The sequence below is a fragment of the Pararhizobium antarcticum genome (assembly GCF_001885585.1).
Classification (GTDB): Bacteria; Pseudomonadota; Alphaproteobacteria; order Rhizobiales; family Rhizobiaceae; genus Pararhizobium; species Pararhizobium antarcticum.
Genome location: NZ_LSRP01000001.1, coordinates 138,188 through 164,328 on the forward strand (window position 1 = coordinate 138,188; position 26,141 = coordinate 164,328).

General features: G+C 61.4%; 24 protein-coding genes. 8 read left to right on the forward strand and 16 right to left on the reverse strand.

Features of this window, described 5'->3' with window-relative positions; translation table 11 throughout:
- Positions 1 to 20 precede the first annotated feature (20 nt).
- The 7 genes from nirD to AX760_RS00610 form a co-directional block, all read right to left on the reverse strand.
- Entirely contained in the window at positions 21 to 377 is a 357-nt protein-coding gene (gene nirD / locus AX760_RS00580) for a nitrite reductase small subunit NirD (RefSeq protein WP_087149122.1), read from the reverse strand.
- Positions 374 to 2,821 (reverse strand): nitrite reductase large subunit NirB, encoded by a 2,448-nt coding sequence (gene nirB / locus AX760_RS00585; RefSeq protein ID WP_071830884.1) that lies wholly within the window; start codon positions 2,819 to 2,821, stop codon positions 374 to 376. Before nirB ends, nirD begins: the two co-directional genes overlap by 4 nt.
- 10 nt (positions 2,822 to 2,831) lie before the next feature.
- Positions 2,832 to 3,629, reverse strand: a complete 798-nt coding sequence (locus AX760_RS00590) for an ABC transporter ATP-binding protein (RefSeq protein WP_071831029.1) — start codon at positions 3,627 to 3,629, stop codon at positions 2,832 to 2,834.
- A gap of 14 nt (positions 3,630 to 3,643) precedes the next feature.
- Positions 3,644 to 4,537 carry a nitrate ABC transporter permease gene (gene ntrB / locus AX760_RS00595; protein ID WP_083531019.1) on the reverse strand — a complete coding sequence of 298 codons (894 nt, stop codon included), beginning with the start codon at positions 4,535 to 4,537 and terminating at the stop codon, positions 3,644 to 3,646.
- Between the two features lie 63 nt (positions 4,538 to 4,600).
- Positions 4,601 to 5,893: a CmpA/NrtA family ABC transporter substrate-binding protein gene (locus AX760_RS00600; RefSeq protein ID WP_071830885.1), complete on the reverse strand. Its 1,293-nt coding sequence runs from the start codon at positions 5,891 to 5,893 to the stop codon at positions 4,601 to 4,603.
- A gap of 354 nt (positions 5,894 to 6,247) precedes the next feature.
- A complete protein-coding gene (locus AX760_RS00605) occupies positions 6,248 to 7,540 on the reverse strand; it encodes a CmpA/NrtA family ABC transporter substrate-binding protein (protein ID WP_071830886.1) in 1,293 nt (430 codons plus the stop codon).
- Positions 7,541 to 7,599: 59 nt separating this feature from the next.
- Entirely contained in the window at positions 7,600 to 8,190 is a 591-nt protein-coding gene (locus AX760_RS00610) for an ANTAR domain-containing response regulator (RefSeq protein WP_071830887.1), read from the reverse strand.
- 210 nt (positions 8,191 to 8,400) lie between these two features.
- On the opposite strand from AX760_RS00610, the gene AX760_RS00615 reads away from it, so the two are divergent.
- The 3 genes from AX760_RS00615 to AX760_RS00625 all read left to right on the forward strand — a co-directional run bounded on the left by AX760_RS00615 (position 8,401) and on the right by AX760_RS00625 (position 12,521).
- Entirely contained in the window at positions 8,401 to 10,176 is a 1,776-nt protein-coding gene (locus tag AX760_RS00615; RefSeq protein ID WP_245294901.1) for a type I secretion system permease/ATPase, read from the forward strand.
- Positions 10,177 to 10,241: 65 nt separating this feature from the next.
- The gene (locus tag AX760_RS00620) at positions 10,242 to 11,504 is read left to right on the forward strand and encodes an HlyD family type I secretion periplasmic adaptor subunit (protein WP_071831032.1); all 1,263 of its coding nucleotides are present in this window, start codon (positions 10,242 to 10,244) and stop codon (positions 11,502 to 11,504) included.
- 114 nt (positions 11,505 to 11,618) lie between these two features.
- Positions 11,619 to 12,521 (forward strand): DMT family transporter, encoded by a 903-nt coding sequence (locus AX760_RS00625; protein ID WP_071830888.1) that lies wholly within the window; start codon positions 11,619 to 11,621, stop codon positions 12,519 to 12,521.
- Here AX760_RS00625 and ung read toward each other — a convergent pair.
- Positions 12,518 to 13,219, reverse strand: coding sequence for a uracil-DNA glycosylase (ung, locus tag AX760_RS00630; protein ID WP_071830889.1), 702 nt, complete (start codon positions 13,217 to 13,219; stop codon positions 12,518 to 12,520). The genes AX760_RS00625 and ung overlap by 4 nt on opposite strands.
- A 187-nt stretch (positions 13,220 to 13,406) precedes the next feature.
- Between ung and modA the strand changes: the two genes are divergently transcribed.
- The 3 genes from modA (at position 13,407) to modC (ending at position 16,079) form a co-directional block, all read left to right on the forward strand.
- Positions 13,407 to 14,201 carry a molybdate ABC transporter substrate-binding protein gene (gene modA, locus AX760_RS00635; protein WP_071830890.1) on the forward strand — a complete coding sequence of 265 codons (795 nt, stop codon included), beginning with the start codon at positions 13,407 to 13,409 and terminating at the stop codon, positions 14,199 to 14,201.
- Between the two features lie 103 nt (positions 14,202 to 14,304).
- Entirely contained in the window at positions 14,305 to 15,006 is a 702-nt protein-coding gene (modB, locus tag AX760_RS00640; protein WP_071830891.1) for a molybdate ABC transporter permease subunit, read from the forward strand.
- The gene (modC, locus tag AX760_RS00645) at positions 15,003 to 16,079 is read left to right on the forward strand and encodes a molybdenum ABC transporter ATP-binding protein (RefSeq protein WP_071830892.1); all 1,077 of its coding nucleotides are present in this window, start codon (positions 15,003 to 15,005) and stop codon (positions 16,077 to 16,079) included. Before modB ends, modC begins: the two co-directional genes overlap by 4 nt.
- On the opposite strand, the gene AX760_RS00650 is transcribed toward modC, so the two are convergent.
- The 8 genes from AX760_RS00650 to AX760_RS00685 form a co-directional block, all read right to left on the reverse strand.
- A complete protein-coding gene (locus AX760_RS00650; RefSeq protein ID WP_071830893.1) occupies positions 16,054 to 16,443 on the reverse strand; it encodes a winged helix-turn-helix domain-containing protein in 390 nt (129 codons plus the stop codon). The genes modC and AX760_RS00650 overlap by 26 nt on opposite strands.
- Before the next feature lie 53 nt (positions 16,444 to 16,496).
- Positions 16,497 to 17,234 carry an SDR family oxidoreductase gene (locus AX760_RS00655; RefSeq protein ID WP_071830894.1) on the reverse strand — a complete coding sequence of 246 codons (738 nt, stop codon included), beginning with the start codon at positions 17,232 to 17,234 and terminating at the stop codon, positions 16,497 to 16,499.
- A 123-nt stretch (positions 17,235 to 17,357) separates the two neighbouring features.
- On the reverse strand, positions 17,358 to 18,422 hold the full coding sequence (locus AX760_RS00660; protein WP_071830895.1) for an ABC transporter ATP-binding protein: 1,065 nt from the start codon (positions 18,420 to 18,422) through the stop codon (positions 17,358 to 17,360).
- A complete protein-coding gene (locus AX760_RS00665) occupies positions 18,419 to 19,246 on the reverse strand; it encodes a carbohydrate ABC transporter permease (RefSeq protein ID WP_071830896.1) in 828 nt (275 codons plus the stop codon). Before AX760_RS00665 ends, AX760_RS00660 begins: the two co-directional genes overlap by 4 nt.
- Positions 19,243 to 20,145 carry a carbohydrate ABC transporter permease gene (locus AX760_RS00670; RefSeq protein WP_071830897.1) on the reverse strand — a complete coding sequence of 301 codons (903 nt, stop codon included), beginning with the start codon at positions 20,143 to 20,145 and terminating at the stop codon, positions 19,243 to 19,245. The genes AX760_RS00665 and AX760_RS00670 overlap by 4 nt, the downstream gene beginning before the upstream one ends.
- A 115-nt stretch (positions 20,146 to 20,260) precedes the next feature.
- Complete coding sequence (locus AX760_RS00675) at positions 20,261 to 21,493, reverse strand: ABC transporter substrate-binding protein (RefSeq protein WP_071830898.1); 1,233 nt, start codon at positions 21,491 to 21,493, stop codon at positions 20,261 to 20,263.
- Between the two features lie 64 nt (positions 21,494 to 21,557).
- Positions 21,558 to 22,460, reverse strand: a complete 903-nt coding sequence (locus tag AX760_RS00680) for a sugar phosphate isomerase/epimerase family protein (protein WP_071830899.1) — start codon at positions 22,458 to 22,460, stop codon at positions 21,558 to 21,560.
- Positions 22,460 to 23,500: a Gfo/Idh/MocA family protein gene (locus tag AX760_RS00685; RefSeq protein WP_280950743.1), complete on the reverse strand. Its 1,041-nt coding sequence runs from the start codon at positions 23,498 to 23,500 to the stop codon at positions 22,460 to 22,462. The genes AX760_RS00680 and AX760_RS00685 overlap by 1 nt, the downstream gene beginning before the upstream one ends.
- Positions 23,501 to 23,638: 138 nt before the next feature.
- Here AX760_RS00685 and AX760_RS00690 point away from each other — a divergent pair, with 138 nt between their 5' ends.
- On the forward strand, positions 23,639 to 24,673 hold the full coding sequence (locus AX760_RS00690) for a LacI family DNA-binding transcriptional regulator (RefSeq protein ID WP_071830903.1): 1,035 nt from the start codon (positions 23,639 to 23,641) through the stop codon (positions 24,671 to 24,673).
- A gap of 116 nt (positions 24,674 to 24,789) precedes the next feature.
- Positions 24,790 to 26,121, forward strand: a complete 1,332-nt coding sequence (locus tag AX760_RS00695; RefSeq protein ID WP_071830904.1) for an NAD(P)/FAD-dependent oxidoreductase — start codon at positions 24,790 to 24,792, stop codon at positions 26,119 to 26,121.
- Positions 26,122 to 26,141: the final 20 nt, after the last annotated feature.

A 26,141-nucleotide genomic window follows, 5' to 3' on the forward strand; every position in this document is an offset into this window, starting at 1 on the left:
CTCCTGTTCGAACGACCCGTCTATTCCGCCGCGATGACCGCTTCCGCCGTCTGCGGCATCAACGATAAAAGGATGCGATCCCCTTCCAGACGCACGGGGAAGGACAACGTCTCTCCCTCGTCGGCGCCCTGCGCACGGCCGGTTTCGAGCGAGATCACCCAGTTGTGCAGCGGGCAGGTAACGCAGCCGTCATGGACGATGCCCTGGCTCAGCGGTCCCTTGCGGTGGGGACATTTGTCCTCCAGCGCAAAGACCTTGTCGTCCGCCGTCCGGAAGACCGCCACCGTCATGGTTCCGGTCGTGACACAGCGTGCGCCGCGCCGCGGAATGTCGGAGATCGATCCGACATCGAACCAGCTGTTCATATGCGTGTTCATTCTGCGGCCTCCAGCTTGAGTTCAGACATCGGCATGAATTCGTGCTTGTCCTTGCCGGAGACGCGCTCCGACCAGGGGTCGACCTGCGCCACCTTCTGCGACAGCACGAAACGCTCGAAATAGCCCTGACGTTTTTCGGCGTCGGTCATGATCTGCCGGCGGATTTCATCGAGACCGATGCGCTTGGCCCATTTGTAGATGCGCTCCAGGTAATGGCCCTGCTCTCGGTACATTTGCGTCAGCGCCACGATATATTCGAGCGCTTCGTCCTCGGTCCGGACCAGACCGAGAACTTCGGTGCCCTTGATGTCGAGGCCGGCAGCGCCTGCAAAATGGATCTCGAAGCCTGAATCGACGCAGATGACGCCGATATCCTTGCAGGTCGCTTCGGCGCAGTTTCGCGGACAGCCGGACACGCCCATCTTCAGCTTGGCCGGCGTCCAGGAGCCCCACATGAACTTCTCGATGCGAATGCCGAGCCCGGTCGAATCCTGCGTACCGAAACGGCACCAGTCGGTCCCGACGCAGGTTTTCACCGTGCGCAGTCCCTTGGCATAGGCCTGACCTGAGACAAAGCCAGCCTTGCCGAGATCGGCCCAGACGGCCGGCAGATCTTCCTTGCGGATGCCGAGCATGTCGATGCGCTGGCCGCCGGTGACCTTGACAGCCGGGATTTCGAACTTGTCGACCACATCGGCAATCGCCCGCAATTCGGACGAACTCGTCATACCGCCCCACATGCGTGGAACGACGGAATAGGTGCCGTCCTTCTGGATATTGGCGTGGACCCGCTCGTTGATGAACCGCGACTGGTAATCGTCGGCATAGTCGTCCGGCCAGTCGCAGACGAGGTAGTAGTTGAGCGCCGGCCGGCACTTGGCGCAGCCGCAGGATGTCTTCCACTCCAGTTCCTGCATGACCGCCGGAATGGTCTTCAGCTGCTTTGCCACGATCAGCCGGCGCACATCGCTGTGGCCGAGATCGGTACAGCCGCACATCGGCTTCACGGCATGGGGATTGAATGCGTCGCCCAGCGTGATCGACATCAACTGCTCGACCAGACCTGTGCAGGAGCCGCAGGACGCCGACGCCTTGGTGTGGGCGCGAACCTCATCAAGCGTCGTCAGCCCCCTGGCGGCAATCGTATCGACGATCTTGCCCTTGCAGACGCCGTTGCAGCCACAGATTTCAGCCTCTGCCGGCAGGGCCGCGACCGCGGCCCGCGGATCAAGCGTCGTGCCGCCCTGATAGGACTGCCCGAAGATCAGGGTGTCGCGCATCTCGGTCACAGGCACGCTGCGCTTCATCAGATCGAAATACCAGGAGCCATCGGTGGTATCGCCATAGAGCACGGCACCGATGATCCGGTCGTTCTTCAGCACCAGACGCTTGTAGACGCCGGCCGTCGCATCGCGCAGGACGATTTCCTCGCGGTCGTCGCCTTCCGCAAAATCGCCGGCCGAAAACAGGTTGATGCCGGTGACCTTGAGCTTGGTGTTGGTGACGGAGCCGCCATATTCGCCGTTGCCGCCGCAGAGCCGATCGGCCAGGATCCGCGCGCTTTCATAGAGCGGCGCGACAAGGCCGTAGCAGGTGCCGCGATGTTCAGCGCATTCGCCCAGCGCATAGATGTTGGGATCCGACGTCATCATACCGTCATCGACGACGATGCCGCGATTGACGGCAATGCCGGCATCCCTGGCCAGCGCCGAGGCGGGACGGATGCCGACTGCCATGATGACCATTTCTCCGTCGAGAATGCGACCATCCTTGAGTTCGACGCCTTCAACCCTGTCGGTGCCGAGGATCGCCTTGGTGTCCGCCTTGGTGATGATCGCGATGCCCCGTTCGGTCAGCGCCTTCTCGAGCAGATAGGCGGCAGCCGGATCGAGCTGGCGTTCCATGATCGTCGGCATCAGGTGCACGACGGTCACGTCCATGCCCTGCCGTTTCAGGCCGTAGGCAGCCTCGAGCCCGAGAAGGCCGGCGCCGATGACGATTGCCTTGCCCTTGTTCCTGGCAATGTCGAGCATCTTCTCGACATCATCGAGGTCGCGATAGGCGAGAACGCCCGGCAGCTGATGGCCCGGCACCGGAATGATGAAGGGCAGCGAGCCGGTCGCGATCACCAGCCGGTCATAGGGTGCGACGATACCGTTTTCGGCCGTCACCGTCTTTGCGACGCGGTCGATGGCACCCACCCTGGCGCCACGATGCAGCGTCACGCCATGGTCGCGATACCAGTCGTCACCATGGATGATGATGTCATCATAGGCCTTTTCGCCTGACAGCACCGGCGAGAGCATGATGCGGTCGTAGTTGACGCGCGGCTCGGCGTTGAAGATCGTCACGTCGTAGAGGCCGGGCGCCTTTTCGAACAGCTCTTCCAGCATGCGCCCCGGCGCCATGCCATTGCCGATAATCACCAGTTTTTCGCGGTTCATCGTCGTCTCCTCACGCCGCTTCGACGAGGCGGTGGCGCTCGTAGAGAAATTTGAGAACGGCCGAACGGCAGCGGATATAGGTTGGATCGGTGGCCAGTTCGATGCGGCGGCGCGGGCGCGCGATCGGCACGTCCAGCACTTCGCCGATCCGGGCAGCCGGACCATTGGTCATCATCACGATACGGTCCGACAACAGCACGGCCTCATCGACATCATGGGTGATCATCATCACGGTATTGCCGAGTTCGGCATGGATCTGCATGACCTGATCCTGCAGATGTGCCCGGGTCAGCGCATCGAGCGCACCGAATGGCTCATCGAGCAGAAGCACCTTCGGCTCCATGGCCAGCGCCCTTGCAATGCCGACGCGCTGTTTCATGCCGCCGGAGATTTCCGAGGGGCGCTTGTCACGGGCGTGTCCCATCTGCACGAGGTCGAGGTTGCGCATCACCCAGTCATGACGCTCGGCCTTCGTCTTCTTTCGCGAAAACACCTTGTCGACGGCGAGCGAGACATTTTCGTAGACGGTCAGCCACGGCAGCAGGGAATGGTTCTGGAAGACCACGCCCCGATCCGGACCGGGCGCATCGACGACCTGTCCGTCGAGGAAGACGACACCGGTTGTCGCCTCAGTGAGGCCGGCGACGATATTGAGCAGGGTGGACTTTCCGCAGCCGGAATGCCCGATGATCGAGATGAATTCGCCCTTTTCGACGCCGAGCGACACCTGGCTCAGCACCTCGCTGCGAACGCCGTTGCGCTCGAAGCTCTTGTCGATGAATTCCAGCGAGAGATAGCTTTTGGACATGATGATGCGCTCCTTCAAGCTTTGACGTTGCCGCGGGTGACGGCGTTGGCGATGAGGGCGATGACACGGTCGAGCATGAAGCCGACAATGCCGACATAGACGAGGGCGACGATGATGTCGCTGATCAGCGAGGAGTTCCACGCATCCCAGATGAAGAAGCCGATACCGACGCCGCCGATCAGCATTTCAGCGGCAACGATGGCAAGCCAGGAGAGGCCGATACCGATGCGCAGGCCGGTGAAGATATAGGGGGCGGCGGCCGGCAGCATGATCTTGGTGAAGTATTCGAAACCGTTCAGGCGCAGGACCTTGGCGACATTCTGGTAGTCCTGCGGGATATTGCGGATACCGACGGCCGTGTTGATGATCACCGGCCAGACGGCGGTGATGAAGATGACGAAGATGGCCGAAGGATTGCCGTCGCGGAAGGCGGCAAGCGACAGCGGCAGCCAGGCCAGCGGCGGAACGGTGCGCAGAACCTGGAAGATCGGGTCGAGACCACGCATGGCAAGGTCGCTCTGGCCGATCAGCGTTCCAAGCGCGATGCCGGCGATCGCAGCCAGCGCATAACCCACCGCCACGCGCTGGAGACTGGCGAAAATATGCCAGAACATGCCCTGGTCGGTACCTTGTCCGATATAGAACGGATCGACGATCAGTGCCCAGCTCTCTTCAAGGACACGCGACGGCGCCGGAAGGCTCGATGTCGGCGAAGAACAGAGAAGCTCCCAGGCGCCGAGCAGCACGGCCAGCATGATCAGCGGCGGCAGGACGTTGTCCGCAAGCGTCTTGACGAAAGGCGGGAGGCGAAATCCAGCCGATGGACGGGCCGCACGCGCCAAAGTGACGACGCTTGCAGACGGCTTCGCCGCCGTTTCGGACTTGATGTTGAGATTGGTCACGGACATGCCGGTCTCCTGTAATCGATCGGGAGACAGCCGGCGGCGAAACGCCGGCTGCGGGAAAATGGATCAGGCGAAACGCTTGATGTCGAGGCTGGCGAGATAGGCTTCCGGATTGGCCGGATCGAAGGTCTTGCCATCGAAGAAGGTCTCTATGCCGCGCGAGGTGGAGGCCGGAACATCGGTGATGCCAAGGCCCTTTGCGGCTTCGCGCCAGATGTCCTCGCGATTAACCTTGGCAATCATGCCCTTGATATCCGTGCCGGGTTCGAACTTGCCCCATCGGATGTCCTCCGTCAGGAACCAGGCATCGTGGCTCTGGAAGGGATAGGACGCATGGTCCATCCAGAACTTCATCAAATGCGGGCTGTTCTCCACGACCTTGCCGTTGCCATAGTCGTATTCCCCCTTGAGGCGGCCGACGAGATCGCGTGGCGGGACGTTGAACCAGGCGCGTTTGCCAACGATGGTCGCCAGTTCTTCCTTGTTGGCCATGTCGTCGCACCATTGCTGCGCCTCCATGATGGCCATGGTAATCGCCTTGGCGGCGTTCGGGTGCTTCTCGACCCAGTCGGCGCGCATGGCGAACGACTTTTCCGGATGTTTCGCCCAGATTTCCCCCGTATTCGTCGCCGTATAGCCGATGCCCTGGTTGACGAGCTGCGCATTCCACGGTTCGCCGACACAGAAACAGTCCATCGTGCCGACCTTCATATTGGCAACCATCTGCGGCGGCGGAACGACAATGGTTTCCACGTCGCTGTCCGGATCGATACCGCCGGCAGCCAGCCAGTAGCGCAACCATAGATCATGTGTACCACCCGGGAAGGTCATCGCCACTTTGGCCGGCGCACCATCGGCCTTCTTCTTGGCGAAGACTTCCTTGAGGGCACCGGCATCGATGCCGACCTTGAGATCGGCATAGGCGCTGCTGACGGAAATCGCCTGTGCATCAAGATTGAGGCGGGCAAGGATCGCCATCGGCAATGGCTGGCCGTTCTGGGTCACCTTGCCGGCGGAGATCAGGTAGGGCATCGGCGTCAGGATGTGCGCCCCGTCAATGCCGCTGCCGTCCGAGCCGAGCACGAGGTTGTCGCGCGTCGTCCCCCAGGATGCCTGCTTGACGACGTCGACATCCGGCATGCCGTGCTTCTCGAAGAAGCCCTTTTCCTTGGCGATGATCAACGGCGCCGAATCCGTGAGTGCAATGAAGCCGAGCACGGCCTTCGTCGTCTCGGGCCCCGCGCCCTGCGCAAATGCGCCGGAGGGAAAAGCCATTTTCACGGCACCCATCAGCGCCGTTGCGGCTGTGGTTTTCAACATGTTGCGGCGGGTCAGTCCGCCCGACAGGATCCTGCTCATTGTCGATTCCCTCTCTGTTGCCCGAAGGCCCGAAGCCCAAAAAAAACGCACAAAAAAACGCCGCTCGGCATACGCGTCGAGAGAATGGGAGAAGTCCCTCTCGATGCAGAAAGCCTTGCGACGTCGATGTCACTGATTGAACGGCATGCCGTTCAATGGCGCCAAGATCTTCGTTGACCTCGGCGTTTTAAACAAAGCAAACAGCGTGCCAGTTTGTATTTTATTTTATAATATATTGTTTTAATTGAGTATTTTCAAGTATTTTGGCATGCTCAAAATTTCACCAATGGCCGTATCGGCCTTCGATTTGTGCAGCGCACAGAAGCGATTGCAGCATTCTTATGCAGAGCTCGTTCAGATATCATCCCGGGAAAGGGGGGCAGCATCGGCCACTCGAATCGGAAATCCCGCCACATAAGCGGGTATGCCCGACGGGTCGAAAACGTGGCCGTCGATGAAAGTGTCGCCGGCCACGGCACCCTCGATACGCCGGTCGTCCGCCGGATCGGGCAATGGACCGAGTGCTGCGCGGTAGAGATCCGGCCGATAGGCGGATGATGCAAGCCGTTCGCCTTCGGCAGAGTGCCCGATCTGTCCCCAGCGGATCATCTGACTGTAGATCCACAGCGCCTTGCTCGGCCGCGGATAGTTCGCAAGGTTGTTATGGAAGATAAAATAATTGTCGATGACCCGCTGGCTGCCCTGCGGATCGACGGTGAATTCGCCGCGCAGGACGCGTCGGATGATATCGACGGGTGCGGCGACGTAGCGGGCATCGGCCAGCGCATCGGCGAGTGCATCGCGGTTTTCCGGCTGGTCGCACCATCGGGCCGCCGCATCCAGAGCCACGATGAGGCGCGACAGTGTTTCCGGGTGGCTGTCGGCCCATTCGGGACGAGTGGCCATGACCTTTTCAGGCGCTGACGGCCACAGGTCCTGTTTTGCAGCGACAATACGCCCGACGCCGCGCTCGGACGCGACCATGTTCCACGGCGCACCGACGCAGAAACCGTCGATGGCCCCGGCTGCAAGGGCATCCGAGGTGAGTGGCGGTGGCACGACGATCAGGCGCACATCCGTATCGGGATCGATACCGCCGGCCGCCAGCCAGTAACGCAGTTCGTAATTATGGGACGAAAACGGATAGGTCATGCCGAAGGTCGGCAGCGCCTCGCCATCCCTCTTCATGCGGACGATCACTTTCGCCAGCGCCTCGGCATTGGCAAGAGCCGTTTCGCCGCCCGCCAGATCCGCCTCTGCCTGCATGCGGGCATAGAGCCGTGTCGACAGCGTGATCGCATTGCCGCCGCGACCAAGCGAAAACGGCGTGATCGTCGGCGACGGATTGGAGCCCAGCCCAAGCGCTGCCGCAACGGGCATCGGCGACAGCATGTGCGCCACGTCGAACTGGCGGAAGGCAAGCCGGTCGCGGACATTTGCCCAGGAAACGTCGCGCACGAGATCAAGCGCAATGCCCTCGCGCGCCGCAAAACCGAACTCCGCGGCGGCAATCAGCACCGACGCATCGACAAGCGGGATGAAGCCCGCGCGCACGACCCGCGCGCCTTCGCTGCGCACCCGCTCGGGCGCTGCCACCGCACCGCCGGCAGCATGGCCGCCAGGGCTCAGATCGTCACGCGCTTTCATTCTGTACACCCTGACATATCCTGCTTGCTGTTATCCTGTCCGTCATCAGATAGCGCCGCTCATCGCATCAGCAATCCGGCGGCCGTCACCACGCTCTGCGCGATATCGGTCAGCTTTTTCTTCTCGTTCATCGCCGTCTGCCGCAGCATGGTGAATGCTTCCTCTTCCGAAATCTGCCGCATCTGCATGAGAATGCCCTTGGCCCGCTCGATGATCTTGCGCTCTTCGAGCGCCGATTTGGCATCCGCCAGTTCCCGCTGCAGGCGGCTAAACGCGTTGAAACGGCTGACGGCCATGTCCAGTATTGGCTTCACCCGCTCCTTTTTCAGCCCGTCGACAATATAGGCGGAAACGCCGGCCTCGACCGCCGCCTCGATCGAGGCGGTATCGGACCTGTCGACAAACATTGCGATCGGTCGGCTGACAGCCCGTGTCAACTGGAACAGGTGCTCCATCATATCGCGGTTCGGATTCTCGATATCGATGACGATGACATCAGGCACAATCACTTCGATCTGGCGCGCCAATCCGACGATTTCATGCAGCACCGTCACGTGCTCATGACCCGCCTCGCGCAGGCCTGTCTCGATGATCGAGGCACGGATATGGTTTTCATCGATAACCAGAATGGATAAAGGTTTGGCCGACATGGTGCGAGTCTGCCCACAAGCGGCTTCTTGTGCAATGCAAAAATCATCCTTATGACCGCTATATATTCCGAATTGTTTTTCAAGATTGCCAGCAAGTATCGTACACTCGCGACAGTTCCCGCGGTTACAGGCCTGTCAGGCAAAAAATTTGATAAGATACACGACACGTGAAAGCTTTTTTGAGCAACTGGATTATTTGAGGACGTGCTTGTGACGAAAAATCCGAAATTGAAAACGGGCTCTGCGGAGCCCGGCGCAGCGCTGCGGAACTGCAAGACCGCCTTTATCGGCGTGTTCATGGCCAGCGCGCTCGTGAACATCCTTTATCTGACCGGATCGTTCTTCATGCTCGAGGTCTATGACCGCGTCCTGCCGAGCCGCAGCATCCCGACGCTGATTGCCCTCTGCCTGCTGGCACTCCTTTTGTATGCGTTCCAGGGGGCATTCGAAATGATGCGCGGACGCATGCTCGTGCGCATTGCCGGTGCCCTCGACGAAGCGATGGGCGCCCGTATCTATCGCGCCGTCGTACAGGCGCCGCTCAAACTCAGGACCCAGGGCGATGGCCTGCAGGCGCTGCGTGATTTCGACCAGGTTCGTTCGTTCCTGTCGGGAACAGGACCGGCCGCGTTTTTCGATCTGCCCTGGCTGCCCTTCTACATCGGCATCTGCTTCCTGTTTCATCCAATGATCGGTTATGTCGCCATTGTCGGCTCGCTCATCCTGATTGGCCTCACCTTTTTGACAAATGCCGGCACGCAGGGCCCATCGCGCGCTGCCTCGGAAGCCGGCAACCGCCGCAATGCCTTTGCCCAGGCATCGCAGCGCAACGCCGAAGTGATGCAGGCCATGGGCATGCTCGGCCGCATGTCGGAAATCTGGGAACGGCGCAACCGCACCTATCGTGACCAGAACCGACTGACGTCGGATGTCGGCAATGGCTATGGCGCGGTGTCGAAAGTGTTCCGTATGGCCTTGCAGTCCGGAGTGCTCGCAACAGGCGCCGTTCTCGTCATTCAGGGCGCGGCGTCGCCCGGCATCATCATTGCCGGCTCCATCCTGACGGCCCGTGCACTGGCACCCGTTGAACTCGCGATCGGCAACTGGCGGGGTTACGTCGCCAGCCGGCAAAGCTGGCAGCGCCTCAAGGATCTTCTGCAGGCCCTTCCCGAGCGGGAGGCCCCGCTCGAACTGCCGGCACCCCGGGAGCGGCTGAGTGCAGAAGCACTGGCGGGCGGCCCACCCGGCGCCCAGCGGCTGACCTTCGCCGAGATCAATTTCACCGTCCGGGCGGGCAGCGCGCTGGGCGTGATCGGCCCGAGCGCTTCGGGAAAGTCTTCGCTGGCGCGTGCACTCATCGGCATCTGGCCGGCCCACCGCGGCGCGGTGCGGCTCGACGGCGCCGCCCTCGACCAGTGGGACAGCGACATGCTGGGTCGCCATATCGGCTACCTGCCCCAGGACGTCGAGCTCTTCGCCGGCACGGTCGCGCAGAACATTGCCCGTTTCGCCGAAGACGCAACGTCCGAAGCCATTGTCGCTGCGGCGCGCGCGGCTCGTGTCAACGATCTGATCCTGAAGCTGCCGAACGGTTACGAAACCGACATCGGCGAAGGCGGTGCAGCCCTCTCGGCAGGTCAACGCCAGCGTGTCGCCCTCGCACGTGCGCTCTACGGCGATCCCTTCCTCGTCGTTCTCGACGAGCCGAATTCCAACCTTGATGCCGAGGGCGAGCAGGCGCTTTCCGAGGCGATCATGACGGTCCGGTCGCGCGGCGGCATCGTCGTCGTCATTGCCCATCGACCAAGCGCCCTCGCCAGCGCCGACATGGTGCTGATGATGAACGAGGGGCGCATGCAGGCCTTCGGACCGAAGGAGGAGGTTCTGTCGCAGATTCTCCGCAAGGAAAACCAGGGCCGCCAGCCTCAGATTGAACGCGCTTCACCCTTGAAGGTGGTCGGCGAAGGACAGGACAGCGCATCGTGAGCAATCAGGACACCGGCCCCGAGGAAAAACAACCCGTCAGCGCCCGCCGTTCGCTGGCGCGCCACATGACCGCCGTGACGGTTCTCGCTGTCGCCCTGGTCGGCGGCATCGGCGGCTGGGCCGCGACGACAGAGCTGTCGAGTGCAATCGTCGCTTCCGGCACTGTCATCGTCGACAGCAATGTCAAGAAGATCCAGCACCTGACAGGCGGCATCGTCGGCGCCGTGACCGTCAAGGAGGGCGACCGCGTCGACGCGGGCCAGATCCTCATCAAGCTCGACGGCACGACAGTTCAGGCCAACCTGTCGATCGTTCAGAACACGTTGGCCCAGCTCTATGCCCGGCGCGCCCGCTTGCTGGCAGAGCAGATTGCCGCCGATACGTTCAGCATTCCGGAAAAGCTGACGGAATTGACCAACGGCGCGTCGGCAGAGACACTGGAAGCCAGCGAGCGCAAGCTGTTCATCAGCCGCCGGAATGCGCTGAGCGGCATGAAAAGCCAGCTCGCCTCCCGCAAGGACCAGCTGGCAGACGAAAACAAGGGCCAGACCGTTCAGCTGGCTGCCATCGAAGATGCGCTAACGTTGATCAACGAGGAACTCGTCGGACTGGAAAAGCTCTATGCGAAGGGCTTGGTCTCGATGCAGCGATTGACGGAACTGAAGCGCAATCGCGCCCAGCTCGAAGGCGAGCGTGGAGCCCGGATCGCAGCGCGGGCGCAGGCCGCTGGTAAGGCCAGTGAAATCGACCTGCAGATACTCCAGCTCGACGAGGACCGTCGAACCGAGATCGCCAAGGAACTGACCGACGTCGAGGGCAAGATCGCGGAATACGAGGACCGCCGGATCGCAGCCGTGGACCAGCTGAAACGGCTGGACATCCGCGCGCCGCTCAGTGGGCGCGTCTATCAGCTCGCCGTGCATACCGTGAACGGCGTGATCAATCCGGGCGAAACGCTGATGCTGGTCGTTCCGGAAGCAGACAGCCTGACGATCGAGGCTCGCATCGCCACCCACGACATCGACCAGATCCGCCTCGGACAGCCGGTCGACGTGCGTTTCAGCGCATTCAACCAACGCACCACGCCGCTGGTGATCGGCGAAGTGGCGACCATCGCGCCGGATCTGATCACCGACCAGCGCACAGGTGCCAGCTATTATGCCCTGCGCATCCGCCCGACAGCCGAAAGCATCGCCAAGCTCGAGAACCTGACGCTCTATCCCGGCATGCCGGCGGAGGTTTTCATCAAGATCGCCGACCGCACCGTCATGTCCTATCTGGCAAAGCCGCTAACGGAGCAGATCCAGCACACCTTCCGCGAGGAGTGAGACCAGGCGACGGCAGCGCAGCCTGTGTTGCCCGAAAACGCTGTCTGCAGCGAATCTGTGCTGCAGCGCAAAAATCCGTGGCTCTCCCTGTCCCGGCGGCTGTAAGATAGATCCATGCAATCGAAGCGCAATGGTTATATCTTCGTCCTCCTGGCCCTGGTGATCTTCTCGATCCAGGACGCGATTTCCAAACATCTCGGCAGTCTGTATCCGCCGGTGTTCATCACGATGATCCGTTACTGGGCCTTTGCCAGCTTCGCGATCGTTCTGGCGGCACGCTCGAACGGCGGCCTGAAAGCGGCAGTCCGGACCCGCAAGCCGAAATTGCAGATCCTGCGTGGCGTGCTGCTGGTCTTGCAGATCGTTCTCGTCATCACATCGTTTTCCCGCGTGGGGCTTGCCCATTCGCAGGCGATCTTTGCCGCCGGCCCTTTGTTCGTGGCGTTGCTCTCCATGCCCCTGCTCGGCGAAAGGGTGGGCTGGCGGCGCTGGACCGCGATCATCGTCGGCATGCTCGGGGTTCTCCTGATCCTCAATCCGGATGGCGGCGAGTTCGAACTGATCCTGCTTCTGCCGCTGAGTTGCGCCTTTCTGTTCGCGATCTACGTGATTGCGACGCGCCTGGTCAGCCGCGACGATTCCTCGATGACCAGTTTTTTCTACACCGGCGTCGCCGGGGCAATCACCATCAGCCTGGTCGGCCCCTTCTACTGGACGACGCTGTCTACGCCGGACTGGGGATGGATGCTGCTGCTCTGCGCGACAGGCACCTTCAGCCACTTCTTCCTGATCAAGGCCTATGAACATCTCGATGCGGCGGAAGTTCAGCCGCTCACCTATCTCCAGCTGGTCTTTGCCTGCGCGATCGGCGTCTCCATTTTCGGCGAAACCCTCAGTCTCGCCATGGTCGCCGGATCGGTCATCGTCGTCAGCGCCGGCATCTTCACGGTCTGGCGCGAGCATGTCGTTTCAAGGCGCCTGGCGAAAGCGGCCGACAAGGGCAGGCCGGGAAATTAGGACAGAACGTCCGGCGTCTCCGGCAATGCCCAGTCGATCGGGTCGAACCCTTTCGAGACGAGAAAGGTGTTGGCCTTTGAAAACGGCCTGGATCCGAGAAACCCCGCATGCGCCGACAAGGGCGAAGGGTGGGCAGACCGCAGCACAAGATGGCGCTTCTGGTCGACAAAAGCCGCCTTCTTCTGCGCGTAGGCCCCCCAGAGCAGGAAGACCACCGGATGCGCTTGCTCGTTGACGGCGCGGATGATCGCATCGGTGAAGCGTTCCCAGCCCTTCCGCTGATGTGAAGCCGCCAGAGACCGCTCGACCGTCAGCACGCTGTTCAGGAGAAGAACCCCCTGTTTCGCCCAGCTTTCGAGAAAACCGTGTCGGGCCGGCGCAATGCCGAGATCGGTCTGCAGTTCCTTGTAGATGTTGACGAGCGATGGCGGCGTGCGGACACCGGGCCGGACGCTGAAACACAATCCGTGCGCCTGACCATCGCCATGATAGGGGTCCTGTCCGAGAATGACGACGCGCACCGTGTCGAGCGGCGTCAAATCGAGTGCCCGGAAATATTCGGGCCCTTTCGGGAAGATCTGTTTTCCGGCCTGTTTTTCTCCCAGCAGAAACTGCTTCAGGCCCGCCATGTAATCAGCGGAAAACTCCGGCGCGAGTGCGGCCTTCCAAGCCTCCCCAAGCTTAACATCATTTTCCATCCGGTTGGCCCTTGTCGTTCCGCTGCGTGCTGAGCGGCAGACTGTAGTGCGGGCGACAGTCGAGACAAGTACCAATACGCCAGGTCATGTGCTGGCGATACGCTATATCCGAGAAAACATAGCGCTGGTCAATTGCCCATAGATCGCTATATTCACAAGAATATCTCGGCAGCCATCGGAGGAAAAGATGCGGCCTGTCCGTCGGACTTTTCTGAAATCGTTCGGAGCAGCCCTTGCCGGCATGTGCCTTGCCATCTTGCCGCTGGCTTCCAACGCTTTCGCTGAAGACAAAATCACCGTGTTTGCCGCCGCAAGCCTGAAAAACGCCCTCGATATGGTCAACGCGGAATGGCAGAAGGAAACCGGCAACGAAGCGATCGTCTCCTATGCCGCGAGTTCGGCACTTGCCAAGCAGGTGGAGGCCGGCGCCCCTGCCGATGTCTTCATTTCCGCCGACCAGGCCTGGATGGACTATCTCGCCGAAAGCAGGCGCATCAGGCAAGACAGCCGTGCGAACCTGCTCGGCAATCAGCTGGTTCTCGTGGGCGCCAGCGACAACATGGCCGCAGTCAATATCAGGCAAGGCTTCGATCTCGCCACGCTGGTAGGCGACGGCAAGCTTGCCATGGGTGCCGTCGATTCGGTTCCGGCCGGAAAATACGGCAAGGCTGCCCTGGAAAAGCTCGGCGTCTGGTCATCGGTCGAGGCAAAGATTGCCGGTGCAGAGAACGTTCGGGCAGCCCTGCTGCTCGTATCCAGGGGCGAGGCGCCCTATGGCATCGTCTACCGGACGGATGCGATTGCCGATCCCGGCGTCAGGATCGTCGGCACATTCCCGGAAGACAGCCATCCAGCGATTGTCTATCCGATCGCCGTGACTGCGGACAGCAAGAGCCCGGCAGCAGCGGCCTATATCGCTTTCATCAGGTCCGACGCGGCTGCGGCTCTGTTCGAAGCCCAAGGCTTCACGCTCTTGAAATAAGTCGATCGCGCGCTGGCGGCCCATCGCCGGAGCACCTATCGTCGGCCGTAAACCGACAGGCAAGACAGAGCGCCATTGTGGCCACTTGATACGGAGCGTTTGTTTGGATTGGCTGGTTTTGAGCGATGCGGAATGGACGGCGATCCGGCTCAGCCTGCGCGTTTCCAGTGTCGCCATGCTCGTCAGCCTGCCATTCGGGATCGCGGTCGCCATGCTGCTTGCCCGCGGCCGGTTCTGGGGGAAATCGATCGTCAACGGCCTCGTGCACCTGCCGCTGATCCTGCCACCTGTCGTCACTGGCTATCTGCTGCTCATGCTGTTTGGAAGGCGCGGCCCGATCGGGTCGTTCCTGGAGGAAACAATCGGGCTCGTCTTGTCCTTCCGCTGGACCGGTGCCGCGCTTGCCTGCGCCATCATGGGTTTTCCGCTGATGGTGCGCAGCATCAGGCTGTCGATCGAAGCGGTGGACCGCAAGCTTGAACAGGCAGCCTCGACGCTCGGCGCCGGGCCAATCTGGGTTTTCCTCACCATCACGCTTCCGCTGATCATTCCAGGCGCGATCGCCGGCATGATCCTGTCCTTCGCCAAGGCCATGGGTGAGTTCGGCGCCACCATCACCTTCGTCTCCAACATTCCCGGCGAGACACAAACGCTGTCTGCCGCCATCTATACGTTTACGCAGGTACCGGGCGGCGATGCGGGGGCCATGCGCCTGACGATCGTTTCGATCGTCATTTCCATGGCCGCCCTGATGGTATCGGAAGTGCTGGCCGGCATGGCCGCCCGCCGGGTGGAGCGCACATGACGCTGGAGGTCCAGACGACACACCGGCTGGGTGGCTTTTCGCTGGACGCGGCCTTTTCGTCGGACAGGGGCGTCACCGCCCTGTTTGGAAAATCCGGCTCGGGCAAGACCACGTTGATCAACATCATCGCCGGCCTTCTGAGCCCCGATAGCGGCCGGATCGTGCTTGACGGCGACATCATCATGGACAGTGGAAACCGCTCCTTCACGCCCCCGCACCAGCGCCGTTTCGGCTCGGTCTTCCAGGAGGCACGGCTCTTCCCGCATCTGAGCGTCCGCCACAACCTGACCTATGGCCGCTGGTTCGCGCCCGCAAACCAGACGGGGCAGGATTTCGACAGGATCGTCGACCTGCTGGGCATCGAAGCCCTTTTGGAGCGCGCGCCAACGAACCTGTCGGGCGGAGAAAAACAGCGTATCGCCATTGGTCGCGCACTCCTCTCCAGCCCTCGCCTGCTGTTGATGGACGAACCGCTCGCAGCGCTGGACGAGGCCCGCAAGGCCGAAATCCTGCCCTATCTCGAACGCCTGCGCGATGAAACCGACATTCCCATCGTCTATGTCAGCCATTCGGTCGCAGAGGTGACCCGCCTTGCCAACAGAGTGGTGGCGCTGGAAGACGGGCGGGTCAGCGCTTCAGGCGATGCCGCCACTGTCCTCAGCCTGTCGGCGCTGACCTCGATGATCGGGCGCAGGGAGGCTGGCTGCGTGATCGAGGCAAACATTGAACCGGATGCCGGCGATGATCCGCGACTGACGGTGATCCGTGCCGGCGAAACGCTTTTCCGGGTGCCGAAGGTTTCCCTGCCGGCCGGCCATGCGATCCGGCTGCACATCGCAGCCCGGGACGTCCTTCTTGCCATAAGCGCCCCGCAAGGCCTAAGCGCGCTGAACATCTTCGAAGGCCGGATCCTGGAAATCGGCGCGGAGGCGCAAGGGGCGATCGACGTTCGCGTTGATTGCGGCGGTAACACCATCGTTTCGCGCGTCACCGCCCATTCGGCCGAACGGCTCGCGCTTCAGGCGGGCATGCCCATCCACGTCGTCATCAAGAGCGTGGCGCTGGAGCAGTAGCCGTCCCGTCGGCGCGATGATCGTCCAGCCACAGGAGATCCTCCGCCATCGCCTGCGCAAGCTTCGCCTCCATCGCCCGGAACCGGAGGATCAGTTCTTCACCGAACGGTGTCACGGCGGCTCCCCCACCCTGTTTCCCGCCCCGCTGGGATTCGACCGATGCTTGCGAAAACATGGCGTTGAGCGCACTGACCAGCAGCCAGGCGCGCCGGTACGACATGTCCATGGCGCGGCCAGCGGCCGAAATCGAGCCGGTCTCCCGGATATGCTCCAGAAGCAGGATTTTGCCGCGCCCAAGCCTTTCGGCCTGCGGAAAATCGATGCGGAGCACCGGGTGGAGCGGCAGGGGTTTTGTCTCGGTCATGCGCGGATTATACCGCGCCGCCACGCCCTGTACACCGGCAGGAAAAACCCCGCCTAAAGACTGAGCCCGCCATCGATGACATGCACATGCCCGGTCGTATAGGCAGAGACGTCGCTGCCGAGATAGACGGCAAGGGCTGCGATTTCCTCGGGTTCGCCAAGGCGCCCCATCGGCTGGCGGGCGATGAAGGCCGCACGCGCCTCTTCGTAGTTGCCCTGCGCCCTCATGCGCTCTTCCAGCGACGGCGACTGAACCGTGCCCGGTGCAATCGCGTTGCAGCGGATGCCCTGCTTGATGTAGTCGATGGCGATCGATTTGGTGAGTCCGATGACCGCCGCTTTGCTTGCCGAATAGACGAAACGATTGGGCACGCCCGCCGGTACGCCGGCCACCGACGACATGTTGATGATCGATCCGCCACCGTTGGCGAGCATGCCGGGCAGGAAGGCGCGAATGATCCGGAACATGGATTTGACGTTGAGGTCGAAGGCCAGATCATAGTCCCGTTCGCTGGAATCGAGAATGGCACCGCCATGGACAACACCGGCGCAATTGAACAGCACGTCGATCGTGCCCGTCTCCGCGGCAAAGGCTTCGATCGCATCCTTGCTGGTGACGTCGAGCGTCGCGACATTCATGCCGAGCGCCTTAAGTTCAGCGAGTTTTTCGGCGTTGATGTCCGTCGCCGTGACAATGGCGCCCTCCCGCTGAAAGGCTTCTGCGGCGGCGCGCCCGATGCCCTGTGCTGCAGCGGTGATGACGGCGCGTTTGCCCGCGAGTAGTCCAGCCATGATAGTCCTCCCTGTCGCGGTCCCGGAGAACCGTTCTCTTAAATTCGGCACAAGGAATATCGGCAGGGTTTTTCCTGTCAAGTCGCCAAAACGTATTTTTATCGAGAAAAAACGGCCCACTGATCAGAGGCGCATTCCGGTCTTTGTGTCGAAGACATGCACATCCGAGGGACGGATCGTCAGCTCGATCACGTCGCCCGTCCGGATCGAGCGGCGGGCCGTATCGACGATGGTGATCTCCGGTGTTGTTGCCGTCGAGATATAGGTTGCAGAGCCTGTTGTCTCGACAATCCCGACCGGAAACCGAAACATGCCGCCACCATCAACGACAGTCAGATGCTCGGGTCGCAGGCCTGCAACGACGCTGCGGCCAGGATCGAGCGCGCGGTCCAGGACGATCGTCTGCGGCTCGCCAACATGGGTGACCAGCGAAAAACCGTCCGAACCGACGGTGGCCGGAATGAAATTCATCGCCGGCGACCCGATGAAACCCGCGACGAACTTGTTGGCCGGCCGATCATAGAGGTCGAGCGGTCGCCCCTGCTGCTCGATGATGCCGTCGCGCATGACGACGACATGGTCGGCCATGGTCATCGCCTCGATCTGGTCATGCGTGACATAGACGGAGGTGGCGCCCAGCCGGTCGTGCAGCATGCGGATTTCCTTGCGCATGTGCACCCTAAGCGCCGCATCGAGATTGGAGAGCGGTTCGTCGAACAGGAACGCCTTGGGATTGCGGATGATTGCCCGGCTCATGGCGACACGCTGGCGCTGGCCGCCCGAGAGTTCGCGCGGATAGCGGCCGAGCAAGTCCGAAAGACCGGTGGTCGCAGCCACATCTGCCGCCGCCTTCTTCATTGCGGCCTTGCTCGCACCGCGAATGCGCAGGCTGTAGGTCAGGTTTTGCTCGACCGTCATGTGCGGATAGAGCGCATAGGTCTGGAAGACCATCGCGACATCGCGCTTGCGCGGCGGCACAGTGGTCATCAGGTCGCCGGCGATGCGAAGATCGCCCGTCGAAATGCTCTCGAGGCCGGCGAGCGAGCGCAGCAAGGTGGACTTGCCGCAACCGGACGGCCCGACGAGCGCCACGAACGTGCCCTTCTCGATCGCCAGGTCGATATTCTTCAGGGCGTGGAAGGCGCCGTAATATTTGTTGACGCCGGAAAGTTCGATCTGAAGGGTCATTTGAGGGCTCCCGAGGTGAGGCCGGAAACGATACGGCGCTGCAGAAGGACGAAGATGGCGAGGATCGGCGTTACATACATCGTCGCGTAGGCCATGATGTTGTTCCACTCATTGGTGTTCGGCCCCATGAACGAATTGAGCCCGACGCTGGCCGGCTGAAGTTCGACGGCCTGGATGATCGACTTCGAATAGACGAATTCGCCGAAGGCCTGCATGAAGATCAGGATCGCGCTGACAAGGATGCCGTTGCGCGCGAGGGGCAGGACAATGTGCCAGAAAGCCCCGATGCGCGAATTGCCGTCGACCAGCGCTGCCTCCTCCAGTTCCTGCGGCACGCTCATGAAGGTAGCCCGCACGAGAACGACGAAGAACGGCATGCTTTTCGCGGCAATGGCCAGGATGACAGCAAAACGCGGGCTGGCGAGCAGCCCGATCTGGGAGAAGCCGACGAAGATCGGCGTGATCATCAGCGACGCCGGCAGCACCTGCAGCATCAGGATGAGGAACAGGCCGATATCGACCCAGACGTTCCGATAGCGCGCCAAAACATAGGCGCAGCCGACGCCCAGCACGCAGATGAGCGAGACGGCCCCAAATGCGATGACCAGCGAATTGACCATATAGCGGCCCATGTTCCGGCTCCGCCAGACATCGCCATAGATCTGCCATTGCGGATCGCTCGGCCAGAATTGCGGCGGTGTCGCAAACATCGCCGAGCCGGTCTTCAGCGCCGTGATGTACATCCAGTAGAGGGGAAACAGATAGACCGCGGCCAGGATAAGGGCGATGATCAGCATCAGGCGGTTGTGCATCGTGTTGCTCATCCCCGCACCTCATGGCGTGTCGATCGGACATAGACGACCGAGGCAAACATCACGAAGATGATCATGATGACCGAGATCGTCGCCCCCTTGGCGAAGTCATACTGCCGGAACGAAAGATCCCAGGCCCAGTACTGGGTGACGTTGGACGAGTTGTTCGGCCCGCCAGAGGTGATTGCGGCGAACAGGTCGAACTGCTGCAGGGTGAAGATCAGCCCCAACGAAATGATCGCGCCAATCGTCGAGCGCATCATCGGCAGGGTGATCGTCCAGAAGCGCTGGAAGGCGTTCGCACCATCAAGTTCGGCTGCTTCGTAGAGGTCCTTTGGGATAGCCGAGAGGCCAACCGAGAGCAGGATCATGTTGAAGGCCATGCCGAGCCAGATATTGGCGATGATGACAGCCCAGAGCGAGAAATCCGGGTCGGAGCGCCAAAAGATGTTGCCGTCGATGATACCGGTTTCGCGCAGCAGAAAGTTCAGGACGCCGAAATCGCCCGACAGGATCCAGTTCCAGATCGCGCCGACGACAAGGCCCGGCATGACCCACGACACCAGGAAGAGGCCGCGCAGCCATGTGGCGCCCGGAAAATTGGTCCAGAAGAACAGTGCCAGTCCGAAGCCGAGCAGGAATTGTCCTGCAATCGAGGCCACAACGAAAATGCCGGTGTTGTAGAGGATCGGCAGGGTTTCGGGCATGGCAAACAGATCCCGATAGTTTTTCAGGCCAACAAAGGGTCGCCAGAAACTGCCCCGGCTGAACATGTCGACCTCCTGAAAGCTCATCAGGACATTGTAGAGAAGCGGCAGGCCGGACATCAGAAAGAGGTAGCCGAGCGGAAAGGCCACGAGCAGGATGTCGAAGCCCTTGCCGTCCGTGATGCTGGATAGAAGTCGTTTCATGGTGCCCTCGTCCGTTCCGAACGGGGCTGCCGGTCACGCAAGCGCAGCGACAGCCCCTTCCGGGAGGAAACTTAAAGACGGGTGAGATGGCGCCCCGTGTCCGGCGCGCCCTTGATCAACCGAGCACGGCCTTGATCTTCTCGGCCGCCTGGTCGAGCGCGTCCTTCGAGCTCATCTGGCCGGTCAGGGCAGCCTGGATGGCATCCTGGATCGCCTTGGAGATCTTTGGCCATTCCGGATGCGGACCACGCGGCTTGGCATATTTCAGCTGCTCGATGAACACCTTGAGCGCCTCGTCCTTGAGCGGCTTGCCGGTCGCGGGAATGGCGATGTCCGAGCGGGCAGGCAACTGGCCGAAATCCGAGAACATCCTGGTATCCTGCGAGGCGAAATATTCCAGCACCTTGAAGGCTTCTGCCGGATGCTGGGTGTTGGAGAAGATCGCCCAGTTGAAATCGCCCATGGCGGAGGACCGTTCGGCACCTGCTTCCGGCACCGGTAGAAGCGTTACGCCCCACTCGAATTTTGCTTCCGTCAGCATCCGGTCGAGCTCCCACGGACCGGAGATCGCCATGGCGGCATTGCCGGAATTGAATGTGCCGGTCGAATCCCATTGGCCGCGGGTCAGGCTATCCTGTGAGGCGAGCTTCTCCTCGATGATCGTCTTCCAGACGTCGAGCGCTTTGATCGAGCCTTCGGAGTTGATGGCCTCATAGCCGCCACCAGCCATCTGCGCCCAGGGAAGAAACTGGAAGGTGCCTTCCTCGCTGGCTTTGGCCGAGAAGGCGAGACCATAGACGTTGGCCGCCGGGTCAGTCAGCTTGCGCGCCGCGTCAAGCAGTTCGTCCCAGGTCTGCGGCGGCTTGCTCGGGTCGAGCCCCTTCGCCTTGAACATATCCTTGTTGTAGTAGAGCGCAATCGTATTGGTCGCCTTCGGTACGCCGTAATTCTTGCCGTCCCACATCGTCGATGCCAGAGGCCCCGGGAAATAGTTTGCCGTCTTGATTTCAGTGGATTTGGCAATCATGTCCGTCAGATCGAGAAACGCCCCGCGCGACGAAAACAGCGCGTGTTCCGGATTGTCGATGGCGATAATGTCAGGCGCCTGACCGGTCGAATAGGCGCGCATCGCCTCGCTGACGACATCGTCAAACTGGATCTGGCGATATTCGACCTTGATGCCGGTGTTCAGCTTGTTGAAATCAGCCACCAGGGTGGGCGCCGGCTGAATATCGCGGTCGAGCGACCAGACGTTGATCGTCACATCCTCGGCTTTCGCCGAAACTGCGAAGACAGACACGCTTGCAAGGGCGAAAGCCCCCATGATTACGAGATTTCGGATACCCATCTTTTCCTCCTGTTGGTTATCCCAAGAATGCCGGCATCCTCCATGCCGGCACGGCATGCACGTTTCACTCCGGATCGGTGATGAAATCGCCGCCCCGGCATGTCTTCAGATAATTCAGGCCATGAACCTGGCCGGTCATTTCCAGCGCATCGCGGTAGACCGGATCATGCCAGCCCTCGATATCGATGGAGCCGGACCAGCCGGCGAGCCGCAATTCGGAAATCACGTCCGTCCAGTTGGTATCGCCGAAGCCCGGCGTACGCATGAAGACGAATTTCTCCTTGCCGAAAATCCCGTGTTCGCGGATCACGTCCCAGCGGATCGTCGCGTCCTTGCCATGCACGTGAAAGATCTTCGGCGCCCATTTGCGGATCTGCGGCAAAGGGTCGATCAGATAGACCATCTGGTGGCAGGGCTCCCATTCGAGCCCGATATTGTCGTGCGGCGTCTCGTTGAACATCAGCTCCCAGGCATCCGGATTGTGCGCGATATTCCAGTCGCCGCTCGCCCAGTTGCCATCCATGGCGCAATTCTCGAAGGCGATCTTGACGCCCTTGTCGCTGGCGCGCCTGGCAAGCTCGCTCCAGATTTCCGTGTAGCGCGGCAGGCTGTCGGTCAGCGGCTTGTTGCGGATGCGCCCCGTGAAACCGGCGATGCAGGTCGCACCAAAATGATGGGCATTGTCGATGCAGTCCTTCCAGCCCTGCAGGGTCTGCAGGTCCATGTCGGTCTCTTCGAGGGGATTGCCGAACATGCCAAGCGTCGAAATCGTGATGTCGCGGTCGCCGATTGCCTCGATGCAGCGCTTGCCGAGTTCGGCGAGGTCCTGGCCGTTGGTGCTCTGCCAGAAAAACGGCTCGAAGCTTTCAAACCCCATATCGGCGATCTGGCCGATGCGGCCCGCGGCCTTGCCGGCGGATGCGCTGACCATGGTACCGATACGGATGGATTTTGCCGGATTGCTCATCAAACTGTCCTGTTCTGAAGGGTCACGCGTTGCCGGCTGCGGGCGCTTTCGATCGCCGCAAAGACCATGGCTAGGCTGTTGATATTGTCGCTGCTTTCCGTTTCCGGCTTCGAGCCGTCGCGGATGGCGGCGATGAAGTCTGCAATGACGCTGGCATGGCCATGCGTCCGGGCATCGTCTGATAGATGCGGGACGTCGACTGGCTCGAGTTCGCGCAGAAAACCATCGCTTCCGACAACGCGGTGCGCGCTAAACGTGTCGTTACCGTCCCAAAGCAAGGTGCCCTTCGTGCCGATCACCCGCCACTGGCTTTCCCAGCTGGTATTGGCGCCCTCGGCACACCAGGAGCCGCGATAGGTGAAGGTGACGTCATCGGAAAATTCGAAGATTGCGTTCGCAGCAGCATCCCGGCCGTACCAGGAGCCTTTCGGGTTGCTCTCGTGGCAATAGACGGCAAGCGGCACCTTGTTGGCCACGAAGCGCGCGGCATCGAAGGTGTGGATCGCCATGTCGAGCAGCAGCACATTGTCCATCGCCTCGCGGAAACCGCCGAAATGCGCGCCGATGAAAAAATCACAATGGATGCCCGTGAGGTCGCCAATGACACCGCTGTCGACAAATGCCCGCAGGCGCCGGATCCCGGATATATAACGCCTGTTCTGCACGACGGCATGAATACGGCCGGCAACCTCGGCACGACGCACCAGATCGCTGCCCTCTTCCAAGGAAACGGCCATCGGTTTTTCACTGAGAACATGACAGCCGAGCCGCAAGCCGGTGGAGACGACGTCATGGCGGGCAGCAGGAATGACGACGTCAAAGAGAATATCGGCACGGGTTTCGACGAGCACTGCCTCCAGGCTGGAGCCGATGACGACGTCGGTCAAATCGAAGGCCTGCGCCAGTGCCTGCGCCGCTTGCGGATTGACATCCACCAGCCCGACAATGCGCACCGTCGACTTCAGCTTCGGGGTTTCCGCGATCGCTTTCAGCCAACCTTTGGCCATAGCTCCGCACCCGCATAGAACAGCGTTTAAAATCGGATCTTCCTCCTGCAAGCTTACGGTTTTCACTCCTACCTGACCACCGTAAACGTTTACGGTACTATGTTCCATTTTTGAAACGTGTCAAGAGAGGAGTCTCAGTGGGGCTGAAATCATACGTTGGACGCAGGTGAAATGACCGGCATACGCAGGCTTGCACAACATCTCGATATTTCGATCGGCACGGTCTCGCGGGCGCTGAACGGCCGCCCCGACGTCAACGAGGAAACCCGCCGACGCGTTCTCCAGGCGGCAACCGAACTTGGCTATGTGCCGAACCAGTCGGGCCGCAGTCTGCGCCAGGGCACAACCAACATTATCGGCTTCATGATGCAGACCGGTACGGAAATCACCGGTCAGGGCGACACGTTCTTCATGAGCGTGTTTGACGGCATCCAGACCGTATTCGCCCGGCACAGGCTCGATCTTGTCGCCCTCCTGTGTTCCTCATCGGAGGATCCCGACGATTATCTCAAGCGTGTCGTGGCGCGCGGTTTTGCCGACGGCCTCATCCTCTCGGCCACGCAGCGCCACGATCCGCGTTTCGAGTTTCTGGCGAAGCGGAAAATTCCCTTCGTCACGCTCGGCCGCAGCCTGACCGATGTCGGCCAGCCCTGGCTCGACCTCGATTTCGAAGGCATGGCGCAAATCTCGATCGACCGTCTCGTGGCAAGGGGCCACCGCCGCATCGCGGTCACCCGTCCGCATGACGACGTCAATCTCGGTCATCTCTTCGTCGACCAGAGCGCAAGGGCGCTTGCTGGACACGGGCTCGCACTCGATCCGGAGCTGATCTTCAGCTCCCTGCCCAACGAGGCCGGCGGCTATCAGGTCGCCCGGCAACTGCTTGCAATGACAGACAGGCCGACGGCCATTCTCTTGGTCAATGAAACCATCGCCATCGGGTTTTACAGGGGATTGAGCGAAGCCGGGGTGAAACCTGGCCGTGATATCGCGATCATCGGGCGGCAGAGCCCGCAATCGCATTTCCTGTCGCCCAGCCTGACTGGCTTCACCCTGTCGCGCCGCGATCTCGGCATTGCGCTGGCCGAAGCGCTGCTGGCAACCATGCCTGCCTTCAGCCACCTCTATCCCGACGCGGACCCGCGCAAAGTGTGGTCCGAAGACCTGATCGAAGGCGAAAGCGACGCCCACACCCTTCCCGCCTGAAACGCGGTGCCAGATGCCGATGTTATGTCTTCATCTGCCGGATTTTCCGTCTTGAAAGACAGTACGGAGCATGCAAAGCCAGATCGACTGTTTTGCCCAAGGCGGAGACCACTTGCATGCCCGGCCCGATCCTCGACACCACGGAAACAGACCACGCCCTACCCACCAAAGCTGACGTCGTCATCATCGGTGGCGGCATCATCGGCGTCAGTACCGCGCTGTTTCTGGCGGAGCGCGGTGTCGATGTCGTGCTCTGTGAAAAGGGCGTGCTCGGCGGCGAGCAATCGAGCCGCAACTGGGGCTGGGTGCGCGTCATGGGTCGCGACCGCCGCGAAATTCCGCTTGCGGTGGAATCGCTCAAAATCTGGGACGGCCTGGACGAACGCGTCGGCGGGAAAACCGGGTTTCGGCGCTCTGGCATCCTCTATCTGGCGCAGACAGACAGGGAAATCGAAGAGCATCAGGCCTGGCTCGCCCATGCAAGGGCGAACGGGCTCGACAGCCGCCTGATCGGCATGGACGAGACAGCCACCCTGATGCCGGGCGCCGTCGCCCGCTACAAGGGCGCGATGTATACCAAAAGCGACGCCCGCGCCGAACCGCAAAAGGCAGTTCCCGCGATCGCCACCGGCGCGCGCAAGGCCGGCGCCCGGATCGTGACCGGCTGCGCCGTGCGCGGCGTCGAGAAACAGGCCGGCCGGATTTCCGCCGTCATCACCGAACGAGGCCGCATTGAAACATCGGCGATTGTTCTGGCCGGCGGCGCCTGGTCAAGGCTGTTCTGCAAGGGGCTTGGCCTGCGGCTGCCGCAGCTCAAGGTGCGCAATTCCGTGCTCCGCACCAGCCCCGTCGACGGCGGACCGGACGGCGCCGGTGCGGACGGAACCTATGCCTATCGGAAGCGCTTCGACGGCGGCTACACGATTGCCCACAGCGCCGAAAACCAGCACGCGATCGTGCCTGACAGCCTGGTTTTCTACCGGGATTTCCAACCGGCCCGCAAGGCCGAAGGTGACAGCGTGCAAGTGGGACTGAGCGCCCGCAGCTGGCAGGAAATCTTCGAGCTGTCGGCACCGGCACTGGATCGGCCAGGCGCGTTCGAGCGGCATCGCATCCTTGACCCGAAGCCCGACGGACGCTCGGCCCTGTCCGCCCTGAAGGCCGCAGCAGAAGCGATCCCCGTTCTGAAGGCCGCGCAGCCCTTGCAGATCTGGGCCGGGCTGATCGACGTGACGCCCGACGCTGTGCCTGTGATATCGACTGTCGATACCGTCCCCGGACTGACCATCGCCACCGGATTTTCCGGCCATGGTTTCGGCATCGGACCCGGCGCCGGCCATCTGACAGCCGATCTGGTGATGGGCAATCCACCGATCGTTGATCCCCTGCCCTTCCGCTTTTCGCGCTTTTCGGACGGAACGCCGATCGAGATCGCCGGGCCAGTTTGATGGCCTAGTGACAGTATAGA

Excerpts from the sequence above, each read along its gene's own strand:
- nirD (WP_087149122.1), bottom strand. The coding sequence starts at position 377 with ATGAACACGCATATGAACAGCTGGTTCGATGTCGGATCGATCTCCGAC.
- nirB (WP_071830884.1), bottom strand. The coding sequence starts at position 2,821 with ATGAACCGCGAAAAACTGGTGATTATCGGCAATGGCATGGCGCCGGGG.
- AX760_RS00590 (WP_071831029.1), bottom strand. The coding sequence starts at position 3,629 with ATGTCCAAAAGCTATCTCTCGCTGGAATTCATCGACAAGAGCTTCGAG.
- ntrB (WP_083531019.1), bottom strand. The coding sequence starts at position 4,537 with ATGTCCGTGACCAATCTCAACATCAAGTCCGAAACGGCGGCGAAGCCG.
- AX760_RS00600 (WP_071830885.1), bottom strand. The coding sequence starts at position 5,893 with ATGAGCAGGATCCTGTCGGGCGGACTGACCCGCCGCAACATGTTGAAA.
- AX760_RS00605 (WP_071830886.1), bottom strand. The coding sequence starts at position 7,540 with ATGAAAGCGCGTGACGATCTGAGCCCTGGCGGCCATGCTGCCGGCGGT.
- AX760_RS00610 (WP_071830887.1), bottom strand. The coding sequence starts at position 8,190 with ATGTCGGCCAAACCTTTATCCATTCTGGTTATCGATGAAAACCATATC.
- AX760_RS00620 (WP_071831032.1), top strand. The coding sequence starts at position 10,242 with ATGACCGCCGTGACGGTTCTCGCTGTCGCCCTGGTCGGCGGCATCGGC.
- AX760_RS00625 (WP_071830888.1), top strand. The coding sequence starts at position 11,619 with ATGCAATCGAAGCGCAATGGTTATATCTTCGTCCTCCTGGCCCTGGTG.
- ung (WP_071830889.1), bottom strand. The coding sequence starts at position 13,219 with ATGGAAAATGATGTTAAGCTTGGGGAGGCTTGGAAGGCCGCACTCGCG.
- modA (WP_071830890.1), top strand. The coding sequence starts at position 13,407 with ATGCGGCCTGTCCGTCGGACTTTTCTGAAATCGTTCGGAGCAGCCCTT.
- modC (WP_071830892.1), top strand. The coding sequence starts at position 15,003 with ATGACGCTGGAGGTCCAGACGACACACCGGCTGGGTGGCTTTTCGCTG.
- AX760_RS00650 (WP_071830893.1), bottom strand. The coding sequence starts at position 16,443 with ATGACCGAGACAAAACCCCTGCCGCTCCACCCGGTGCTCCGCATCGAT.
- AX760_RS00655 (WP_071830894.1), bottom strand. The coding sequence starts at position 17,234 with ATGGCTGGACTACTCGCGGGCAAACGCGCCGTCATCACCGCTGCAGCA.
- AX760_RS00660 (WP_071830895.1), bottom strand. The coding sequence starts at position 18,422 with ATGACCCTTCAGATCGAACTTTCCGGCGTCAACAAATATTACGGCGCC.
- AX760_RS00665 (WP_071830896.1), bottom strand. The coding sequence starts at position 19,246 with ATGAGCAACACGATGCACAACCGCCTGATGCTGATCATCGCCCTTATC.
- AX760_RS00670 (WP_071830897.1), bottom strand. The coding sequence starts at position 20,145 with ATGAAACGACTTCTATCCAGCATCACGGACGGCAAGGGCTTCGACATC.
- AX760_RS00675 (WP_071830898.1), bottom strand. The coding sequence starts at position 21,493 with ATGGGTATCCGAAATCTCGTAATCATGGGGGCTTTCGCCCTTGCAAGC.
- AX760_RS00680 (WP_071830899.1), bottom strand. The coding sequence starts at position 22,460 with ATGAGCAATCCGGCAAAATCCATCCGTATCGGTACCATGGTCAGCGCA.
- AX760_RS00690 (WP_071830903.1), top strand. The coding sequence starts at position 23,639 with ATGACCGGCATACGCAGGCTTGCACAACATCTCGATATTTCGATCGGC.
- AX760_RS00695 (WP_071830904.1), top strand. The coding sequence starts at position 24,790 with ATGCCCGGCCCGATCCTCGACACCACGGAAACAGACCACGCCCTACCC.